At 71.1% G+C, this 16,007-nt stretch carries 14 protein-coding genes; 6 read left to right on the top strand and 8 right to left on the bottom strand.

Annotated features, from left to right (window positions below):
- The 4 genes from Q0C41_RS23030 to Q0C41_RS23015 all read left to right on the top strand — a co-directional run.
- A partial coding sequence (locus Q0C41_RS23030; RefSeq protein ID WP_291987791.1) for a DUF4175 family protein occupies nucleotides 1-3,180 on the top strand: 3,180 nt, incomplete at its 5' end.
- 2 nt (nucleotides 3,181-3,182) lie between these two features.
- On the top strand, nucleotides 3,183-5,399 hold the full coding sequence (locus Q0C41_RS23025) for a hypothetical protein (RefSeq protein ID WP_291987789.1): 2,217 nt from the start codon (nucleotides 3,183-3,185) through the stop codon (nucleotides 5,397-5,399).
- Entirely contained in the window at nucleotides 5,396-6,403 is a 1,008-nt protein-coding gene (locus tag Q0C41_RS23020; protein ID WP_291987787.1) for a hypothetical protein, read from the top strand. The genes Q0C41_RS23025 and Q0C41_RS23020 overlap by 4 nt, the downstream gene beginning before the upstream one ends.
- Before the next feature lie 7 nt (nucleotides 6,404-6,410).
- Nucleotides 6,411-8,303, top strand: coding sequence for a sulfatase (locus Q0C41_RS23015; RefSeq protein ID WP_291987785.1), 1,893 nt, complete (start codon nucleotides 6,411-6,413; stop codon nucleotides 8,301-8,303).
- Between the two features lie 13 nt (nucleotides 8,304-8,316).
- Here Q0C41_RS23015 and Q0C41_RS23010 read toward each other — a convergent pair whose 3' ends face one another.
- Complete coding sequence (locus tag Q0C41_RS23010; protein WP_291987783.1) at nucleotides 8,317-8,982, bottom strand: rhomboid family intramembrane serine protease; 666 nt, start codon at nucleotides 8,980-8,982, stop codon at nucleotides 8,317-8,319.
- 72 nt (nucleotides 8,983-9,054) lie between these two features.
- Here Q0C41_RS23010 and Q0C41_RS23005 point away from each other — a divergent pair, with 72 nt between their 5' ends.
- Nucleotides 9,055-9,348: a zinc ribbon domain-containing protein gene (locus tag Q0C41_RS23005; protein WP_291987781.1), complete on the top strand. Its 294-nt coding sequence runs from the start codon at nucleotides 9,055-9,057 to the stop codon at nucleotides 9,346-9,348.
- The gene (locus Q0C41_RS23000) at nucleotides 9,345-9,668 is read left to right on the top strand and encodes a hypothetical protein (RefSeq protein ID WP_291987779.1); all 324 of its coding nucleotides are present in this window, start codon (nucleotides 9,345-9,347) and stop codon (nucleotides 9,666-9,668) included. Before Q0C41_RS23005 ends, Q0C41_RS23000 begins: the two co-directional genes overlap by 4 nt.
- A 218-nt stretch (nucleotides 9,669-9,886) precedes the next feature.
- Here the strand turns inward: Q0C41_RS23000 and Q0C41_RS22995 are convergent, their stop codons facing one another.
- The 7 genes from Q0C41_RS22995 to Q0C41_RS22965 all read right to left on the bottom strand — a co-directional run bounded on the left by Q0C41_RS22995 (nucleotide 9,887) and on the right by Q0C41_RS22965 (nucleotide 15,752).
- Nucleotides 9,887-11,179, bottom strand: coding sequence for a citrate synthase (locus tag Q0C41_RS22995; RefSeq protein WP_291987778.1), 1,293 nt, complete (start codon nucleotides 11,177-11,179; stop codon nucleotides 9,887-9,889).
- 26 nt (nucleotides 11,180-11,205) lie between these two features.
- Complete coding sequence (gene yacG / locus Q0C41_RS22990; protein WP_291987776.1) at nucleotides 11,206-11,355, bottom strand: DNA gyrase inhibitor YacG; 150 nt, start codon at nucleotides 11,353-11,355, stop codon at nucleotides 11,206-11,208.
- Between the two features lie 149 nt (nucleotides 11,356-11,504).
- The gene (phoU, locus tag Q0C41_RS22985) at nucleotides 11,505-12,185 is read right to left on the bottom strand and encodes a phosphate signaling complex protein PhoU (RefSeq protein WP_291987774.1); all 681 of its coding nucleotides are present in this window, start codon (nucleotides 12,183-12,185) and stop codon (nucleotides 11,505-11,507) included.
- A 9-nt stretch (nucleotides 12,186-12,194) separates the two neighbouring features.
- Complete coding sequence (pstB, locus tag Q0C41_RS22980) at nucleotides 12,195-12,938, bottom strand: phosphate ABC transporter ATP-binding protein PstB (protein ID WP_367079298.1); 744 nt, start codon at nucleotides 12,936-12,938, stop codon at nucleotides 12,195-12,197.
- Nucleotides 12,939-13,006: 68 nt separating this feature from the next.
- Nucleotides 13,007-13,855 (bottom strand): phosphate ABC transporter permease PstA, encoded by an 849-nt coding sequence (gene pstA / locus Q0C41_RS22975; protein ID WP_291987770.1) that lies wholly within the window; start codon nucleotides 13,853-13,855, stop codon nucleotides 13,007-13,009.
- The gene (pstC, locus tag Q0C41_RS22970; protein ID WP_291987768.1) at nucleotides 13,852-14,742 is read right to left on the bottom strand and encodes a phosphate ABC transporter permease subunit PstC; all 891 of its coding nucleotides are present in this window, start codon (nucleotides 14,740-14,742) and stop codon (nucleotides 13,852-13,854) included. Before pstC ends, pstA begins: the two co-directional genes overlap by 4 nt.
- A complete protein-coding gene (locus Q0C41_RS22965) occupies nucleotides 14,739-15,752 on the bottom strand; it encodes a PstS family phosphate ABC transporter substrate-binding protein (protein WP_291987766.1) in 1,014 nt (337 codons plus the stop codon). The genes pstC and Q0C41_RS22965 overlap by 4 nt, the downstream gene beginning before the upstream one ends.
- Nucleotides 15,753-16,007: the final 255 nt, after the last annotated feature.

The raw sequence follows: 16,007 nt of genomic DNA, 5'->3' as shown, positions 1-16,007 counted from the left end.
GCCCTGGCGGCGGTGCTCGTCGCCGCCGGCCTTGCCGCGCCAACCGCGGTGCGCGCGGCGCGGACGGCACGCTTCGTCGTGGCGCCGCCGTCACTGTCCTTGCGCGTCACCCCCGGCGATCAGCGCATCGTCAAGGGGACGCCGCTGTCGATTGCCGCCGTGGTCGACGGCGCGCCGGCCGACCTCGACGTGGTCGCACCGCAACTGGTCGTCGAGGGCGAGGGCGCCCGCGCCGTGGGGGCGTTGACCAAGCGCCCGGACGGCACCTACGCGGTCAGCATTCCGTCGGTCGATCGCAGCTTCCGCTACCGCGTGCGGGCCGGTGCGCTGCGATCGTCGGAGTACCGCGTCGAGGCCCTCGACCGCCCGCGCATCGAAGGGATCGATCTGGCGTACGTCTATCCGTCGTTCTCTGGGCTGGCGCCGCGGCGCGAGACCGACACCGGCGACATCTACGCGCCGGCGGGCACCGCCGTCACCGTGACGGTGCGCGCCTCCAAGGCGTTGCGCGCCGCCGAACTGCGCGCCACCGATGGCGAGGGCGCGCGGGCGCTGCCCCTCGCCGTCGTCGGCGAGAAGCAGGGCGCGGTGACGTTCACGGTGGCGCGCGATGGCGCGTACCGCATCGCCCTCACCGACACCGACGCCATCGACAACGGCGAAGAGACCGAGTACTTCGTGCGCGTGATGGACGACCGTCCCCCCGACGTGCGGATCATCCGGCCGGCCGGTGATCGTGGCGCGACGCGGCTCGAGGAGGTGACGCTCGAGGCCCGTGCCGAGGACGACTACGGCGTGCAGGCGCTCGAACTGGTCTATGCCGTGCGCGGCGGCCCCGAGAAGGTGGTGCCGCTCGGCGGCAATGGGCAGTCGACGTCGGTCAGCGGCAAGCACACGGTGTACCTCGAGGATCTCGACGTGTCCCCGGGAGACTTCGTCAGCTACTACGCTCGCGCCCGCGACATCGGCCGCGGCAAGCGATCGACCGAGGCTCGCAGCGACATCTTCTTCCTCGAGATCAAGCCGACCGCGCAGGAGTTCACGGCCGCGCAGAGCAGCGCGATGGCCGGTGGTGGTGGCGGCGGGGAGATGGACGATCTCGTCGCGGCGCAGAAGGACATCGTGTCGGCCACGTGGAAGCTCGAACGCCGATCGGCGGGCGGCCGTTCGGCCTCGGACATCAGGGCGGTCGGTCGCGCGCAGGCGGAAGTGCGAGACAAGCTCCGCCAGCAGGCCGCGGGTGGCAGCGCTCCCCAGCCGCCACAGCCCCGTCGCCGACGGGGCATCGAGCCCGCGGCGGAGCCGGAGGCCCCGCCGGTGCCGCTGCAGATGGCCGGTGAGGCGATGCAGCGCGCCGTGACGCAGCTCGACAAGCTCGACACGCGCAGCGCGATCACCCACGAGATGGAGGCGCTGAATCAGCTACTGAAGGCGGAAGCGGAGATCCGGCGTCGCCAGCTGGCGCGGCAGCAGCAGGGACAGGGCGGCGGCCGCGGGCGCAGCGGCAACGAGGACCTGTCGGCGCTGTTCGATCAGGAGCTGATGCGGCAGCAGACCAACTACCAGCAGCAGAACAGCGTCGAGTCGCGCCAGGAAGCGACCACGGGCGAGTCGGCGCTGGACAAGATCCGCGACCTGGCGCGCCGGCAGGACGACCTGGCGCGCGAGCAGCAGCAGTTGGCGCGCGAGCGGTCGCAGCTGAGCGCCGAGGAAGCGAAGCGCCGGCTGGACAGGCTGACCCGGGAACAGCAGCGGCTGCAGCAAGAAGCGCAGCAGCTGGCCCAGCAGATGCCGCAGAACGGTCAGCAGCAGAGCCGTCAGTCGCAGCAGGGCCAGCAGGGCGAGCCGCAGCAGGGGCAGCAAGGCCAGCAAGGCCAGCAAGGCCAGCAGGGCCAGCAGGGCCAGCAGGGCCAGCAGGCGTCCGGTGGCGGGCAGTCGCAGGGGGCGGCCTCGTCGGCGTCGCGCGATCGCCTGCGCGAAGCCGCGCAGCAGATGGGGGAGGCGACGTCCCAGTTGCAGCAGCAGTCGCCCGACCAGGCCGCACAGCGTGGGACGCGGTCCGCGCAGGCCCTGCGCGATGCCGAGCGTGCCCTGCAGGCGGGCACACCAGGCGAGCGACAGCGCGCGGCCGGTGACGTGCAGCTCGAGGCGCGTGAGCTCGCCGAGGCGCAGCGGCAGTTGGCGGCCCAGGCCGGCGAGCTGGGGCAGCCGCAGAGCGGCGCGTCGGCCAACGAGCGGCGCCGACAGCTGGCGGGTGAGCAGGGGCGCCTGGCCGATCGGGTGGCCTCGCTCGAACGGCAGGTCCGCGAACTCGCGCGTGGCACGGACCCGGCGAGGGATGCGCTGGGGCAGGCGGCGCGCGAACTGCAGCGCGGCAAGACCGCCGATCAGTTGCAGCAGGCGGCGCGCCAGCTCCGCGAGGGCGGGACGCCGCAGGGCACCGATATCGCGCGTCAGCAGCGAGACGCCGCCCGCGTGCTCGACCGCGTCGCCTCGCTCGCCAGCCAGGCCAGCGGTCGGGGGACCGGCGAGACGCAGGCGCTGTCGGAGCGGCTGTCGGGCACGCGCGACCTGCGCGATCGCCTGAAGTCCCTCGAGGACCGCATCGCAGCGCTGGCCCAGCAGGTCGAGCGTGAGGCACGTGCGGCCACCGGATCGCAGGGGGCGCAGGGCAAGGCGTCCGGGACCGACGGCCAGCAGGGCCCGTCGTCGGCTCGCCAGGCCGGACAGGCCGGCACGCAGCGGGCGTCCCAGTCGGGCAGTGACGGGTCGGCGCAGGGCCAGGGCACCGGAGAGGGCCGCGGCGGCGCCATCGACGAGTTGCGTCAGTTGCAGCAGGAGTACGCCCGGGAACTGCAGGAGGCCTCCCGCATGGTGCAGGGCAGCAACGCCGGCGGGGCGGATCGCGGCGGGCGGATGGCTACGCCGGAGGGGCAGGCGTTGAGTCGGTCGGCGCCGGGAACCGAAGCGTTCAAGCAGGACTTCGCGCGCTGGGATGCGTTGCGCAAGGGCATCGCCAACGCCATGGATCGCTACGAAGCCTCGATCGCCCAGCGCCTCGCCGAGCGCGAAGCCGCCGAACGCGTGCAGGCGCCGCTGCGCGACAAGGTGCCCGATCGCTACACGGAATCCGTCGTCCGCTACTACGAGTCGTTGAGTCGCCGGCCGGAGTCGCGCTGACATTGGACATCCGTTTCGCATACGCCCCACCTGCCTGGGCCTGGGCGCTCGGCGGGATCGCCATCCTGCTGCTCGCCGTCGCGGCCTATCGGCACGCGCGGGGCCGTCTGTCGCCGCCGCGCTGGGCGCTGCTGGTGGCGCTGCGCGCACTCGCGCTGGCCGTTGTCGCGCTGATCCTGCTTCGTCCCGTCCGGATGGAACCCGCGACGGCAGCCACGGGGCGTGCGGTGGCGATCGTCGTCGACGATTCGCGGAGCATGCAGCTGCCGGACGCGCAGGGCGTCGAGTCGCGGTTGCAGCGGGCGCGGCAGCTCGTGGGGGGGCGCCTTCGCCCCTTGCTGCAGGGGGATTTCGACCTTCGGGTGTTCGCGATGTCGGACACCATCCGGGAAGTGCCCTCCGAAGACGCGCTCACCGGCAACGGACGCGGGTCCGACCTGGGCGGGGCCGTGACGGCGATGACCGAGCGGGCGGCGGCGGGCGAGTTCGTCGGGATGGTGCTCATCAGCGACGGGGCGACGTCGACGCCCCTGCCGGCCGCGCTCGGGACGCTGCCGGTGTTCGCCATCGGCGTCGGCGTGTCCGGCACGGCTGTCGATCGCGAAGTGCGCGACGTCTCGGTGAGCGACGTGTCGGTGGTCGACTCGCTCGCGGAGGTGACGGCGCATCTCGTCTCGCATGGCGCACGCGATGTCGCCGACGTCCGCCTGCTGGAGAACGGGCGTCCCATCGAGGTCCGCCAGGTGCGGCTACCGGGCAACAGCCAACCCGTGCGCGAACGCTTTCGCGTGGCACCGGCGCGGACGGCCGCCACCGTCTACACGGTCGAGATCACGGAGGCCTCCGGCGAGCTCACCCCCGTCAACAACCGCGGCACGGTGTTCGTGCCGGCGCCGGGCCGGCCGCATCCGATCCTGATCCTCGAGGGGGCGCCCGGTTTCGAGCACAGCTTCCTGACGCGCACCTTGAAGAACGACACGGGCCTCGACGTCGACGTCATCGTGCGCAAGGGGCGGAGCGATCGCGGCGAGCCGACCTTCTACGTCCAGGGGGCCGCCTCGCGGACGGCCGCGCTGGTGAATGGCTTTCCGCGAACCCGCGAGGAGTTGTTTCGTTATGCCGCGGTCGTGCTCGGCAACGTCGAAGCCGACGTGCTGTCGCGCGATCAGATCGCGATGCTGCTGGCGTTCGTCGAGCAGCGCGGCGGTGGCCTGGCGATCATCGGCGCGCGGTCGTTCGGTGAACGTGGCGTGATCGGCACCGACCTCGGACGCGTGCTCGGCGTCGAGGCGCGCGGCGCCGGCGCCATCAACGCCGCCGCGGCGGCCAGTTCGCGCCAGGGCACGCGCATCGACGTGACCGGCATCGGGCAACAGCACCCGGTGATGCAGCTGGACGCCGGACCGGAGGCCTCCGGTTCTCCCTGGAGCACGCTGCCGTCGCTGGCAGCCGCTGCGGCCGTCGGCCGTACCCGGCCCGGCGCCGAGATCCTCGCGATGGTCTCTGGACCGGCGGGCGAGCCACAGCCCCTGGTCGCCGTGCAGCGCGCGGGCCGCGGACGCACGCTCGTGTTCACCGGTGAGGGCGCGTGGCGGTGGCGGATGGGGCTGCCGTCGAACAACCTCGCCTACGAGACGTTCTGGCGTCAGGCCCTGCGCTGGATTGCCGTCCAGGCCCCGCCACCGGTGGCCGTCGAACTCGATCCGCCCGCGCTCGGCGTGACCGTGCCGGTCTCGGTGCGGGTCGTGTCGCCGACCTTCGAGCCGATCAGCGATGCGGGCGTACAGGTCCGCGTCGAAGAGCCTGGCGGCACCAGCCGCACGATCACGGCCGCGCTCGACCCGGCCGAGCCCGGACTCTATCGGGCCAGCCTGTTGACCCTCGCCTCCGGCGTGCATCGCCTCGATGTCGACGCCACGAGAGCCGGCACCTCGCTCGGCCGCACGAGCCTGCAGGTGTTTGCCGGGGGGAGCGACCCGGAGTTCATCGATCCGCGTCGCAACGACGCCGTGCTGCGACGCGTCGCCGAGTCCACCGGTGGTGCGCTGTTGCGGGCCGACGGGCTCGACGGATTGCCCCAGCGCATCCGCACCGCCGCGGCCTCGCCGACGGCACGGCTCGTCGAACGCGACGTCTGGCACAATGGATGGAGCTTCGTGATCATCTGCGCGCTGCTCGGCACCGAGTGGGCGCTCCGTCGGCGATGGGGACTGCGATGAGCCCTCGGGTCTGGACAACCGCACCGCTCCTGCTCGGCGTGTTGCTGAGCGCCGCTGGCGTGCGTGCGCAGCCGCCTGCGCCGCCCCCGGCACCGCCGCAGACGCGCGTGCTCATCGTCTCGGGCGCGGCCGGCAGCGAGGAGTACGCCGCTCGTCAGAAGAAATGGCGTGAGACGCTCGCCACGCAGCTCAGCACCCGCTTTGCGGTACCCGCAGCGCGGATCGTGGTGCTCGCCGAGCAGGCCGGCGACGGCCTGCAGGCCGCCACGGCCGTCAATCTGCGGCAGGCCCTCGCCACCATTCGCGCCTCGCAGGGCACGGCCGACACGCTGCTCGTCGTGTTGTTCGGCCACGGCACCTTCGATGGCGTGGATGCCAAGTTCAACCTCGTCGGGCCCGACCTCACCTCGTACGAGTGGCGTGAGGCGCTGACGGGCATGCCCGGCCGCCTCGTCTTCGTGCAGACGGCGAGCGCCAGCTTTCCCTTCCTTGCGGCGCTGGCCGCGCCCAATCGTGTCGTCATCACCGCGACCGACTCGCCGCAGCAGAAGTACGACACCGTGTTCGGCGAGCACTTCGTCGCGGCCTTCACGCCCGACGCCGCGGAGGCCGACCTCGACAAGGACGGCCGCATCTCGATGTGGGAAGCCTTCGCTCACGCCGCCGACGCGTCCAAGCGGTACTACCAGCAGCGAGGCCAGCTCTCGGTCGAGCGGGCCCTGCTCGACGACTCCGGCGACGGCATCGGGCGCGACCTGGCCAAGGCGGGCGACGATGGGCTGCTCGCGAGCCGGCTGTTCCTCGACCCGGACCCGGCGACGGCGTCAGGCGATCCCAGCGTGACGTTGCTCATCGGGCGCCGCAACACGCTCGAGACCGAGCTCGACGAACTCCGCCGCAAGAAGGGCTTCATGCCCGAAGACGACTACGCGCGCGAACTCGAGCGCGTCATCGTCGAGATCGCGCGGGTGTCGAGGGACATCCGTCGCCGCATCAGGAGCTGACCATCCCGTGCACGCGCTGACGTCGAGGTCTGCCAGGGAGTGGGGGAGGCTCGCGGCGCGCGTCGTCTGCGCGGCGCTCCTGTCTGTCGCGGCCACCAGTCTCGCCATCGCCCAGGAGCGGCCCAACATCCTCTGGCTGTCGAGCGAGGACAACGGTCCGCAACTCGGTGCGTACGGCGACCGCTTCAGCACGACACCCGCGCTCGACGGCCTGGCGGCCAGGGGCATGCGGTTCACGCGGGCCTGGGCCGCCGCGCCGGTCTGTGCACCGTCACGCACGGCCATCATCACCGGCGTGATGCCGCAGACCACCGGCGGCATGCACATGCGCAGCCAGGTGCCGCTCGGCGCCCCGGTGCGCATGTTCCCGGCGCTGTTGCGCGAGGCCGGCTACTACACCGCCAACAACGTGAAGGAGGACTACAACCATCCGACGACACCGGATGTGTGGAACGACTCCTCGCGCACCGCGCACTGGCGCAACCGTCGGCCAGGCCAGCCATTCTTCGCCGTCTTCAACAGCGTGACGACGCACGAGAGCCAGGTGCGCAAGCGCCCGCACGTCCCCGTGCACGACCCCGCCGCCGTGCGGGTGCCGCCGTTCCATCCCGACACCCCGGAGGTGCGGCAGGACTGGGCGCAGTACTACGACATGCTGTCGGCGATGGATGGCGAGATGGCGGCGCTCCTCGCGCAACTCGACGCCGATGGCCTGGCCGCCTCCACCATCGTGGTCTACTGGGGCGACCACGGCGTGGGCTTGCCGCGTGGCAAGCGGTGGCTCTACCCGGCGGGGCTGGACGTGCCCCTGATCGTGTACGTGCCCGAGCGCTTTCGTGCGCTGGCCCCCGCCGGCTACGCGGCCGGGGCGGCGAGCGACCAGCTCGTGAGCCTGCTCGACCTCGGGCCGTCGATGTTGAGCGCGGCGGGAATCCGGCCCCCCGACTGGATGCAGGGACGCGCGTTCATGGGCGCCTGGCGCGGCGAGCCGCGGGCCTGGCTCGAGGCCGGACGTGATCGGATGGACGAGCGGCTCGACCTGTCGAGGGCCATCCGCGACGATCGGTTCCTCTACATCCGGAACTACCACCCCGAGCGCGCCCAGGGCGAGTTCCTCGCGTACATGTTCGAGACGCCGACCACCCAGGTGTGGAAGGCCCGGCACGATGCCGGACGCCTCGACGCCGTGCAGGAGGCCTTCTGGCGCGAGAAGGCCCCCGAAGAGCTCTACGATCTCGCCGCTGACCCGGACGCCGTGCGCAACCTCGCGACCGAGCCCGCGCAGGCGACGACGCTCGCCCGCTGTCGCGCCGCCTTGCGCGCGCACCTGCTGCGCACGCGCGACCTCGGATTCCTGCCCGAGCCCGACATGCGTCGACGGGGCGGCACTCCGTCGCCGTACGCGCTGGGGCTGGACCGCACCGCGGTGCCGCTGGAACGCATCCTCGACGCCGCCGATCGCGCCACGCGGGGCTCGGCAGCCGACACGCCGACCCTGCGCGCCGGTCTCGTCGACGACGATGCGGCGGTCCGGTACTGGAGTGCGCTGGGCCTGCGCCTGCATGGCCAGGAAGCGGTCCGCGGCAGCGCCACCGATCTGGTGCGGGTGCTCGAAGACAGCGCGCCGGCCCCACGCGTCGCGGCGGCCGATGCCCTGGCCCGCCACGGTGACGAGGCGCAGCGCGATCGGGCGTTGGCCACCCTGCTCGCACTGGCCGACTACCGGCGGGACGGCCATCACGCCGCCATGCTGGCGCTCGATGTTCTCGTCGCGCTGGGCCCGGGGGCCAGCCCGGTGCGTGCCCGCGCGGCGGCGGTGCCCGCACCCGAACGCGACGCACCCTCGCGCGAACGCGAGTACGTGCCGCGCCTGACCAAGACGCTGGCGACCAGTCCCTGACGACGGGCCAGGCTCAGCCGGCGGCCTGGTCCCACCACTCCACGCGCATGCGCTCGGGCCGGCGGAACAGCAGGACCAGCGCCGCGCCAGCGGCGAAGCCGCCCGCATGCGCCCAGAACGCGACGCCGCCCATGTCCTCGGGGCGCACCACCGCCAGCGCGCCGAGGCCACTCAGCAACTGCGTGGCGAACCACACCCCGAGCAGCAGCACCGCCGGCACCTCCACGAGCACGATGAAGACCAGCGTCAGCACCCGTGACTGCGGAAACAGCACGAGGTAGGCCCCGAGCACACCGGCAATCGCGCCGCTCGCGCCGACCATCGGCACCAGCGAATCCGGGTCCACGGCCACTTGCAGCAGGGCGGCCGCCAGTCCGCAGACGAGGTAGAACAGCAGGTAGCGGCCGTGCCCCATCCGATCCTCGACGTTGTCGCCGAAGATCCAGAGGAAGAGCATGTTGCTGCACAGGTGGCCGAGGCCGGCGTGGATGAACAGCGCCGTGGCCACCGACGACAGGGTGAAGCCGGCGGGCGTCACGCCCCACGCGCGGATGAGGCGATCGAAGTCCACGCTGTCGGTCGCTGGCATCCACAGGAACACCAGCACATTGGTGACGATCAGGGCGATCGTGACAAACGGGGTGGTCCGGGACGGGATCACGTCGCGGATGGGGATCACCAAGTCATTGTAGACTCGGGGGTCGGGCGTGGCATCCGGCTGCTCTCCGACGTCCTTTCCCGACTCCGCTCCATGATTTGCTCGAACTGTGGCACCGAAATCGCCGACAAGGCGCTGATTTGCTATCGCTGCGGCAAGGCGACCTTCGAGGCGAAGCGGGCGCCAGCGGCGCCCCCGGCGCGTGGACGGCAGCTGATCCTGGTGGTCGCGATGATCATCCTGATCCTGTCGGCCGTCTTCCTGGGCCAGGTGCAGACCAACACCGTCCCCGAGTGGGTGCGCTACACCGTCATCTCCCTTGCCGCCGTCGTGCTCGCCTGGCGTCTGCTGCAGCGCCGTCGGCGCGGCGGGAGCATCCGCAAGTGAGCGCGCGGCGCACGCGGTGGCTGGCGCACGCCCTGTGCCTCTTCACCGCGTTCCTCGTCTGGAACGGCATCTTCGGCCTGCTCGTCAGCCGCGGCGAGAAGCAGTACCTGCTCGACCAGGCACGGTACGAATTGCGGTTGGGGCCCGAGGCCTCACTCCCGGCGCGCATGCGCGACACCATCCGCGATGGCGCGAAGGAGGCGACACGGTGGGCGGTGGTGGTGTTCGTCCTCGCCTCCGCCGCGGTGTGGGTCGGCGGCCGCGCGGGCAGCCGCGATGAGGCGGGCGAGGGATCGTCGGGCGGCGTGCTCGACGACTGACGCTGGCAAAGGTCAGAAGGGCCAAAAGGGCAAACAGGGCAAAACGACACCACCGAAGATCGAAGGGTGAAGAAGCTCGACGAGCTTCGGAAGGACGAAGACAAAAGGGGCGGCACCTCGACTCGCGAGTGCCGCCCCTTTGTCCTTCCGGGATCTTGAAGTCTTCTATCTTTGATCTTCGGTTGTGTCTTTTTGCCCTGTTCGCCCTTTTTGCCCTTTTACTCTTTGCCGCGCTTCTCCATGGGGATGTAGTCCCGGGTGCGATATCCCGTGTAGATCTGGCGGGGGCGGGCGATCTTCTGGTCGGCGTCCCGGTGCAGCTCGTCCCACTGCGCGACCCAGCCAGCGGTGCGGGGGATGGCGAAGAGCACCGTGAACATCTCGGGGGCGAACCCGAGTGCCTGGTAGATCAGGCCGGAGTAGAAGTCGACGTTGGGGTAGAGCTTGCGCTTGACGAAGTACTCGTCTTCGAGCGCGATCCGTTCGAGCTCGAGGGCGAGGTCGAGGAGCGGGTTGGTCCCGGTGACCTCGAAGACGTCGTAGGCGGCCTTCTTGATGATGCGGGCGCGCGGATCGTAGGACTTGTAGACGCGGTGGCCGAAGCCCATCAGGCGGCCTTCGCCCTTCTTCACCTTCTCGATGAAGGCCGGGACGTTGGCCTTGCTGCCGATCTCGCGCAGCATGGTGAGCACGGCCTCGTTGGCGCCGCCGTGCAGCGGGCCGTACAGCGCGGCCGAGGCCCCCGCCAGCGCCGAGTACGGGTCGACCTCCGAACTGCCGATGGCCCGCATCGCGTTGGTGCCGCAGTTCTGCTCGTGGTCGGCGTGCAGGATGAACAGGATGTCGAGGGCGCGCTCGAGCACCGGGTTCACCTCGAACTTGGCCTCGGTCATCTTGAACAGCATGTTCAGGAAGTTGCCGGCGAAGCTGAGGTTGTTGTCCGGGTAGACGTAGAACTTGCCCGTCGTGTGGCGATACGCGTAGGCCGCGATGGTCGGCGTCTTGGCGATCAGGCGCTTGATGTGCTTGAGGCGCATCTCCGGATCGTGGACCTTCTTGGCGTCCGGATAGAACGTCGAGAGGGCGCCGACGGTGCTCAGGAAGACGCCCATCGGATGCGCGTCGTAGCGGAAGCCGCGCATCAGGTGCTTGATGTTCTCGTGCAGCAGCGTGTGCTTGACGATGCCCTGTTCCCAGTCGTGGAGCTGGGTGGGCGTCGGCAGTTCGCCGAACATCAGCAGGTAGGCGACCTCGAGATAGGTGCTCTTCTCGGCCAGCTGCTCGATGGGGTAGCCGCGGTATTCGAGCTCGCCCTTGTCGCCGTCGATGTAGGTGATGGCGCTCCGGCAGGAGGCGGTGTTGGTGAACGCCGGGTCGTACGTCATCAACCCGAAGTCTTCCTCCGATGCCTTGATCTTGCGGAGGTCCATCGCCTTGATGGTCCCGTCGGTGATCGGCACTTCGTACTGCTTGCCAGTGCGGTTGTCGGTAATCGTGAGCGTGTCAGCCATCGCGTCGCATCAGGGGGCGGAGGCGCCTACAGGTCGGTCGCCTCGGGGTCGTCCGGATCCATGTCTGACGGCTCATCGTCCGCCGGACCCTCGACGCGGTAGTCGCCGTCGAGCCAGTGGGAGAGATCCAGCATCTGGCAGCGCTCACTGCAGAACGGCTGCCAGCGTGGGGCCACTGGCTGTAGGCGACAGTATACACAGAGGTCCGCATCGGGCACGGGTCGATCCTAGCAGTGCGCGGCCTTCGGCGCGCAGTCGTCACGGCCCCACCACGCGGTAGGACGCCCGCGCCTCGTCCTCGGTGCCGAGGCCGCCGCGTGTCCCGCTAGCTGGCGGCGCCGTGGTGCCGGACGTCGCGCCCCGAGACCATGAAAATCACGTCCTCGGCGACGTTGGTGGCATGGTCGGCGATGCGCTCGAGGTGCCGGGCGATCAGAATCAGGTCGAGCGCCGGTTCGATCGTCGACGGCACCGCCTGCATCACCGGCACGAGGTCCACGGAGACCTGGGCCTTCAGCGCGTCCACCTGGTCGTCGGTGTCGAGCACGCGCTCGGCCAGCGGCACCTCGTGCCGGACGTAGGCATCGAGGGCGTCACGCAGCATCTGCTGGGCCAGGTCGGCCATCAGCGGGATGTGGTCCGGCGTCGACACCGGCGGGTGCAGCAGGTAGCGCTGCACCGCCTCGGCGATGTTGACCGCGAGGTCGCCCACCCGTTCGAGGTCGGTGTTGATCTTGACGGCCGCGAGGACCGCCCGCAGATCCATGGCCACCGGCTGGTGCAGGGCCAGCACCCGCACGCAGCGCTGGTCGATCTCGATGTGGAGATCGTTGAGTGGCGGGTCGCTGGCCTGCACGCGCGCCGCCAGTTCCGGGTCCCGCCTCACCAGCGCCGCCGTCACGAGGCGCACCTGCTCCTCGGCGATGCCGCCCATCACGAGCAGCCGTTCCTTCAGCGCGTCGAGGTGCTCCTGCACCTGCGGGACCATCCGCGTCATCGGCTCCATCTCTGCACCCTACCCGAACCGACCCGTGACGTAGTCCTCGGTCAGCCGCTCGCGCGGCGCCGTGAACACGTCCTCGGTGCGGCCGTACTCGACCAGTTGCCCCATCCACAGGAAGGCGGTCGTATCCGACACGCGCGCCGCCTGCTGCATGTTGTGCGTGACGATGACGATCGTGTAGGTCCGCTTGAGGCCGTGAATCAGCTCCTCGATGCGCTGCGTGGCCATCGGGTCGAGCGCGGAGGCCGGCTCGTCCATCAGCAGCACCTCGGGCTGCACGGCCAGGGCGCGCGCGATGCACAGGCGCTGCTGCTGCCCGCCCGCCAGCGTCAGCGCCGGCGCGTGCAGCCGATCGCGGACCTCCTCCCACAGGGCCGCCGCCCGCAGGCTCTCCTCGACCCGTTCCTCGATGTCGCGCCGGTCCCGCACCCCCGTGATGCGCAGTCCGTAGGCGACGTTCTCGAACACCGACTTCGGGAACGGATTGGACTTCTGGAACACCATGCCGACGCGCCGCCGCAACGCCACCACGTCGGTCCCGGCGGCATGAATCGACTCCCCGTCGAGCAGGATGTCGCCCTCGACCCGCGTGCCGGGGATGATGTCGTTCATCCGGTTGATGGCGCGCAGCAGCGTGCTCTTGCCGCAGCCCGACGGGCCGATCAGCGCCGTGACCCGATGCGCCTGCATCGGCAGCGTCACCGTCGTCAGCGCCCGGCGGTCGCCGTACGACACGCTCAACGCCCGCAGGGCGATCTTCGGGCCGACCTCGGCCGCCTCCGCGCTGTGTGGCCCACCCGGCCGCCCGGGATGCTGCGGTCCCATCAGGCGTCCCTCCGTCGCGACGATCGATCCCGCAGCCAGATGGCCACGCTGTTGGTGATCAGCAGCACCACGAGCAGCACCAGGATGCCGGCCGCGGCGTTCTCCCGGAAGCCGGTACCCGGCCGCGCCAGCCACGCGAAGATCTGGATGGGGAGGGCGGTGAACGACGACCACGGCCCATCGGGCACGAACGGCACGTAGGCGAGCGCTCCGATCACGATGAGCGGCGCCGTTTCGCCGACGATGCGCGACACCGCGAGGATGAGGCCGGTGAGCAGGCGGGGCAGGGCATCGGGCAGGACCTGATGCCAGGTCGTCTGCCACTTGGTGGCGCCGAGGGCGAGCGAGGCTTCGCGCAACGACACCGGCACGCTGCGCAGCGCTTCGCGCGTCGTGATGATCACGAGCGGCAGCATGAGCAGCGCCAGCGTCGCCGCACCCGCCACGAGCGAGTGCTCGAGGCGCAGCGCCCGCACGAACAGCCCGAGGCCCAGCAGGCCATAGATGATCGACGGCACCCCGGCGAGGTTGGCGATGTTGATTTCGATCAGGCGGGCCCAGCGGCCGCGACTGCCGTACTCCTCGAGCGCCACCGCGCCGCCCACGCCGACCGGCAGCGCCATCGCGGTCGCCATCACGACCAGCCACACGCTGCCGGCCAGTGCCGGCAGGATGCCCGCCGTGGCGGCGCGCCTCGACGGATAGCCGGTGAGGAAGGCCCACGACACGCGTCCGACGCCGTCATGCACGACATCCCACAGCAGCAGCCCCAACGCCGACAGCGCCAGCACGAGCACGCTCGCGCCCAGCCCGTGGACCAGGCCATCGAGTCGGCGTGCCCCGATCATCGCACCGCCCCCGGCAGGCGGCGCCGCAGCCAGTCCGACGCGAGGTTGAGCCCGAGCGTCCCGGTGAACAGCAGCAACCCGACGGCGAAGATGGCGCGGTACGCGGTCGTGTCCCGCGGCACGTCGCCGAGGCTGACCTGCACGATGAAGGCGGTCATCGTCTCGATCGGCACCAGTGGATTGGCGGTGAGCCGCGGCTGCTGCCCGGCGGCGATGGCCACGATCATGGTTTCGCCGACCGCGCGCGACATCGCCAGGATCACGGCGGCCGACACGCCGGACATCGCCGCCGGGAGCACCACGCCGACGGCCGCCTGCAGGCGCGTGGCGCCGAGGGCGAAGGCGCCCTCGCGCAGGCCCCGTGGCACGGCCGACAGCGCGTCTTCGCACAGCGAGGACACCAGCGGCAGGATCATCAGCCCGAGCACCAGCCCGGGGCCGAGCGCGTTCAGGCCGGCCAGGCCCGGAATCACCGTGCGCAGCCACGGCGTCACGAACAGCAGCGCGAAGTAGCCGTAGACGACGGTGGGGATGCCGGCGAGCACCTCGAGCGCCGGCTTGCCGAACCGCCGGACCGGCGTCGACGCGTACTCGCTGAGGTACACCGCGATCAGCAACCCGGCAGGCACGGCCACCAGCATCGCGATCACCGCCACCAGCAGCGTGCCCGTCACGAGCGGGAGCACGCCGAACTGCGGGTCGTAGAACAGGGGCGTCCAGGTGCGGCCGCCGAGGAACGCGGCGGGCGACACCTCGCCGAAGAACGCGGCCGCTTCCCACACCAGCACCAGCACGATGCCGACGGTGACCAGCACGGACACAGCGGCGCAGGCCCAGAGCGTGCGCTCGATCAGTCCCTCCACGACGCGTCTCGTCCGTGCGGTCATGGCGGATCCAGACCGAGGCGGGCGGCGAGCGTCCGGGCCGGCGCGGCGGCCTCCACGCCATACAGCGACCCGGTCTGCCTCGCGGCCAGGCGCGCGCGAATGGCCGCATGCACGCGATCGTCCAGCGGGACGTAGCCGAGGTCGTTGGCGACATCGCCCACGTGCGTCGCGTAGTACTCCACGAACGCCCGGACGTCGGGGCGTTCCAGCGAGCGCGCATTCACGTACACGAAGACGGGACGCGCCAGCGGCTGGTACTCCCCCGATCGAATCGTGTCGCGGGTCGGCGGCACGGCCGGGCCATCCTCCCGAAGCCGGATGGGCACTGCGCGCAGGTACTCCTGGTTGGCCTCGAAGTAGGCGAAGCCGAAGTACCCGAGGGCGCCGGGGTCGCCGGCCACGCCCTGCACCAGCGTGTTGTCATCCTCGCTGGCGGTGTAGTCGCCGCGACTGTCCCGCGGGGCACCGGTGATCACGCCGGTGAAGTAGTCGAACGTGCCTGAGTCGGCGCCGGCCCCGAACAGATGGATCTCCCGATCCGGGAAGCCCGGGCGCAGCTGTGACCACCGCAGGAGGCGCCCCTGGGCTTCGTGACGCCACAGGCGCCTGAGTTCCTCGACGCCGAGGGCGTCGACCCAGGTGTTGGACGGATGCACCGCCACGGTGATGCCGTCGTAGGCCACCGGCAGTTCGACGAACGCCACACCGGCCGTCCGGCACGCCGCCGCCTCGGCCGGCGCGATCGGTCGTGACGCCGTCGCGACGTCGAGGTTGCCACGGCACAGCCGCCGGAAGCCGCCTCCAGTCCCGGCGACGCCGATCGTCACACGTGTGTCCGGCACCGCGCGGTGGTACTCCTCGGCCATGGCCTCGGTCAGGGGATACACGGTGCTTGAGCCGTCGATGGTGACCACGGCGCGCACGGGCGCCGGCGGGCCGCCGCAGGCCGCCAGCGCCAGGGTCGACACCACGACCAGGCCACAGGCAGGCAGGAGGCGAGACCGGCGCATCGCGCCAGACTACCCGCACCGCGTTTCACGGCTGTTTCGGGCCGAACCGGGACGCAGGGCTGGTGCTAGAGTGGCGAGTCATGGGCGGAACCCACGGCCGTGCCGGCGCCGGGTCGGCGTCCGATCTCGCGACGCTCGTCGAGCGCCGCCTCGAGGCCCTGCGCGTGCACGCCGGGCCCGCCCGCGAGGGCACGGTCGAGGCCGTCCATCAGGCGCGCGTGGCCTCCCGACGCCTCCGGGAAGTGGTCCCGGTGC

This window comes from Luteitalea sp. (assembly GCF_022842525.1).
Taxonomy (GTDB): Bacteria; Acidobacteriota; Vicinamibacteria; order Vicinamibacterales; family Vicinamibacteraceae; genus Luteitalea.
Note: the sequence above shows the minus strand (reverse complement) of the source record. Positions and strands in the feature narration are given on the sequence as shown.

Bases quoted from the DNA above. Each gene is read 5' to 3' on its own strand.
- pstA (WP_291987770.1), bottom strand. From the start codon at position 13,855: ATGATCGGGGCACGCCGACTCGATGGCCTGGTCCACGGGCTGGGCGCG.
- Q0C41_RS23005 (WP_291987781.1), top strand. From the start codon at position 9,055: ATGATTTGCTCGAACTGTGGCACCGAAATCGCCGACAAGGCGCTGATT.
- phoU (WP_291987774.1), bottom strand. From the start codon at position 12,185: ATGGAGCCGATGACGCGGATGGTCCCGCAGGTGCAGGAGCACCTCGAC.
- Q0C41_RS23020 (WP_291987787.1), top strand. From the start codon at position 5,396: ATGAGCCCTCGGGTCTGGACAACCGCACCGCTCCTGCTCGGCGTGTTG.
- Q0C41_RS22995 (WP_291987778.1), bottom strand. From the start codon at position 11,179: ATGGCTGACACGCTCACGATTACCGACAACCGCACTGGCAAGCAGTAC.
- pstC (WP_291987768.1), bottom strand. From the start codon at position 14,742: ATGACCGCACGGACGAGACGCGTCGTGGAGGGACTGATCGAGCGCACG.
- Q0C41_RS22965 (WP_291987766.1), bottom strand. From the start codon at position 15,752: ATGCGCCGGTCTCGCCTCCTGCCTGCCTGTGGCCTGGTCGTGGTGTCG.